The sequence below is a fragment of the Acidiplasma aeolicum genome, assembly GCF_001402945.1.
Classification (GTDB): Archaea; Thermoplasmatota; Thermoplasmata; order Thermoplasmatales; family Thermoplasmataceae; genus Acidiplasma; species Acidiplasma aeolicum.
Map to the genome: position 1 here is coordinate 1 of NZ_LKBG01000141.1, position 1,246 is coordinate 1,246.

The window sequence follows — 1,246 nt, forward strand, 5'->3', positions numbered from 1 at the left end:
CAATGTAACCTGTATTATTTTTAAGCATGGTAAATATTGTCTCTGCTAATATCCTTGCTATTGCTATTATGGACCTCTTCTTTCCTAATCTTCTTACAATGCTTAGGTATTTAGTTCTGAACTTCTTTGTATATTTTATAATTATGTGTGATATTTCTGTTAGGAAGAACCTTAATATTGATGGCCCATGCTTTGTTATATGCCCTTTTACTACCTTCTCTCCTGAAGAGTACTCTTTAGGTATTAAACCTGTATATGATGCAAATCTTTCCTTGTTCTTAAATCTTGAGATATCCCCTATTTCAGAGTATATTCCACATGCAGAGTAATAATTGATTCCGGGAATTGTCATCAATAATTTTATATTATTATTGTTTACAGCTATATTTGATAATTCTGTTTCTATTTCCTTTTCCCTGGATTTTATGCCTGATATGTCACTTAGCAGTGATCTCAATACAATTCTATCGGAGGAATTCAATTTATTATAATTATTGCTGATTTCCCTTAATCCCTTTTTGCCGAATGGGTCTGCTGCCTTAATTATTATTCCATATGATGCTAATATTGCATGTATTTGATTCTTCTTTACTGTTATCTCCTCTCCAAGGGAATGCCTGTACCTCACTAAAGTCCTGATATTTTCTATTTCTTCTGATGGTATGTATATTTCCTTTAATGCATTGATCCTGTAAAGGTATGCAAGTTTGTATGAATCTTCCCTGTCAGTTTTCTTAAAACCATCTATTGCTGATATTTTATCAGGATTTATTAAATGTATTTTATAATTTAATTTCATTAACGCCTTTGATAAATATTTCCCTGATGTTGATGATTCTATTACAATATCATGTTCCTTATAATCATTTAAAAAACTATCCAGTACAGAAATATTATTTTCCGTGTTCCTCTGTATAACGAGCTCTCCATTATCATTTAATACCGTAGCATATACGGAATGTTTATGTACATCCAAACCTATTACTATATCAATCACCTCCGTGATTCTGTGAGATTTAGAATCGAAGACTCGACAAACTCCTATTCACCTTATTAAATAAGGTAAGAAATCGAGTCGAAGGGCGGCTATTCTATCCAGCGGCCTCGAAGGCCAAGTTTAAAGAAAACCGCCTCCGATTCTCACAGCTATATCGTCATATAGCTGAGGCTAAATAAGGTTTTTCATGATTTCTATCCATAACCAAAATCAAAGGTAAAGGAAAAGGATATAGAAATAATGGATGAT

General features: G+C 32.5%; 1 protein-coding gene. It reads right to left on the bottom strand.

The annotated features are described in order from the left end of the window. A partial coding sequence (locus AOG54_RS03720; RefSeq protein ID WP_055032439.1) for an IS110 family transposase occupies positions 1-997 on the bottom strand: 997 nt, incomplete at its 3' end. Positions 998-1,246: the final 249 nt, after the last annotated feature.